Origin of the sequence: Spirillospora sp. NPDC049652 (assembly GCF_040675125.1) — a bacterium.
GTDB lineage: Bacteria > Actinomycetota > Actinomycetes > Streptosporangiales > Streptosporangiaceae > Spirillospora.
Genome location: NZ_JBFAOF010001131.1, coordinates 1 through 2,080 on the forward strand (window position 1 = coordinate 1; position 2,080 = coordinate 2,080).

A 2,080-nucleotide genomic window follows, 5' to 3' on the forward strand; every position below is an offset into this window, starting at 1 on the left:
CCCGCGGCGAGGACGAGCTGGCGGTCGCGATGTACCGGCGTCTGCTCGCCCGCTGGCGGCCCGTCCGGGCCCGCCGCACGGCGAACTGAACAAATTTCCTGAATCCCTGCGCGATACGACTATACGTGTCGCTAGAATCACTGAGCGTGACCCAGTGACCACGCTGATGCGACATGAATCCCTACGAGGGGTGGCAAAGGTACTTGCTTGTTGCGATGAGTGGTGGCAAGGTTACACGTTGTGATGTCATAGTGGCTCTTTCGGGCCATAGGGGACATCAGTGACCGCGCGAGATCAAACCGCAGGATCGCTGTCATTCGGTCCACGGAGGAGAGGCCGCACACATGTCAGCACGTACACCCGAGGCCGAGCCGCTGCTCACGCCGGCGGAGGTGGCGACGATGTTCCGTGTCGACCCCAAGACGGTGACGCGGTGGGCGAAGGCCGGCAAGCTGACGTCCATCCGCACCCTGGGGGGGCACCGCCGCTACCGCGAGGCGGAGGTGCGGGCACTGCTCGCGGGAATCCCGCAGCAGCGCTCGGAGTGAGGCGCGCCGTCCCGCCGAACCCTCGGCGCGGGCGGCCGTGTACAGCGCAACAAGGGGGGCGGCCAGGAGGCCGCTGAACGAACCGCCGCAGCGGTGGGGAGTTCAGCCGCTTCCTGGCCGACGGTCCGGCACCACGGTCATCCGAGAACCGCGGTCTCGGGCCACTCACCGAACCATCGGATGTCCCGTTCGCTCGTCGACCGGGACATCCGCCATGCCCGGCCCCTGATGGCTCAGCGTGACCGTCCGCTCACCGAAGAGGTCGAGGCGGGTGCGGGTCTGGGCCGGCCGCACGCAGGGGGCGGCGGGGCCTCGGCGGTCAGGTCGCGGGGCCGAGCTCGGCTTCGGCGAGGCGGTCGAACAGGTCCGCGATGTCGGCGGTGTGCTGGCCCGCGACGTGCAGCAGGACGATGAGCTGGTCGATCAGCAGGCGTTCGAGCTCGGGCCGGGTGACGTCGCGGCTCTCCAGCCAGTCCAGGCCGGCGGTCTCGACCGACGCCATCCAGGAGCGCAGCGTGATGCGCAGGATCGGCGTCGGCGTCTCGACCTCCATCGCGGCGAGGATGCGGCCGAGCAGCAGCTGCCGGATGCCGTCCACGATCTCGCCGACCTCGCCGGACCGGTCGGCGGGACCGCCGCGCAGCAGTGCGGTGAACCCCGCAGCGTGGCTCTCGACGAAGTCGAAGTAGCGCTCCAGGGAGATCCGGAGCCGGTCGAGCGGGGTGCCCTCGGTGGGCGGGTCGAGCAGCACCGACAGCTTCTGGGCGGCGTTGCCGAGCGCGGCGAGGTAGAGCTCGTACTTGCCGCCGAAGTAGTGGTAGACCAGCGCGCGCGAGGCGCCCGCCGCCGCCGCGACGTCGTCGATCGACACGTCCTCGGGCGGGCGGGTGCTGAACAGCTGGAGCGCGGCCTCGATCAGCTCGTCGCGGCGCTCGTCCACGCTGAGCCGGCGCCGGCCCTGGCGCGCCGCGGCGGGCTTCCGGTCGCGGGTGTTCGCTCGCCGTCCGCCGCCGGTCACTGCACGATCTGCCACTCGGGAAGGGTATCCGAGGGCGGGTCGGGGCACGGCCGCGCCACCGCGCGGACCTGTCCTTTTCTCCGGACGTGCCGGGCGGGCGACCCCGCCGTGACGGGCGGAAACGGACGGACCGCTCCGAGTCAGCGTGCCCTGAACTCCGATTGAAGGCCGCCCGTTACTCGCTGTTGCGCCGAATTCGGGCGAAGGAGAGGCATCATGGCATCTCCTCCCGAGCGAGGACGGAGTTCCGGTCGGCCCGAGCGCCCGGAGGTCCGCGTGTGGCATCACCCGCAAGTCCCCCCGGACGGAGTGCCATGTCTGACCGTGAAACGACCCCGCCGCGCGGCAGGGAGCTGCGCAGGGAGGTCCCGCGCCCGCGCGTGGGTTCGGCGCCCCTGCGCGCGCCCAAACCGACGATCCGCAACGTCGCCGAGCGGGCCGGGGTCTCCAAGTCGCTGGTGTCGCTGGTGATGCGCGGCTCGCCGCACGTGAGCGAGCGTAGGCGGGCGGCCGT

Annotated in this window: 3 protein-coding genes; 2 read left to right on the forward strand and 1 reads right to left on the reverse strand. The window is 71.2% G+C overall.

The features are described 5' to 3' along the window. Window positions 1-344 precede the first annotated feature (344 nt). Window positions 345-548, forward strand: coding sequence for a developmental transcriptional regulator BldC (gene bldC / locus AB0J52_RS37730; protein WP_012850682.1), 204 nt, complete (start codon window positions 345-347; stop codon window positions 546-548). 319 nt (window positions 549-867) lie between these two features. Here bldC and AB0J52_RS37735 read toward each other — a convergent pair whose 3' ends face one another. Then, window positions 868-1,581: a TetR/AcrR family transcriptional regulator gene (locus AB0J52_RS37735; protein ID WP_500187769.1), complete on the reverse strand. Its 714-nt coding sequence runs from the start codon at window positions 1,579-1,581 to the stop codon at window positions 868-870. 299 nt (window positions 1,582-1,880) lie between these two features. Between AB0J52_RS37735 and AB0J52_RS37740 the strand changes: the two genes are divergently transcribed. After that, window positions 1,881-2,080 (forward strand): LacI family DNA-binding transcriptional regulator (locus AB0J52_RS37740; RefSeq protein WP_500187771.1); only part of this gene is annotated, 200 nt, incomplete at its 3' end.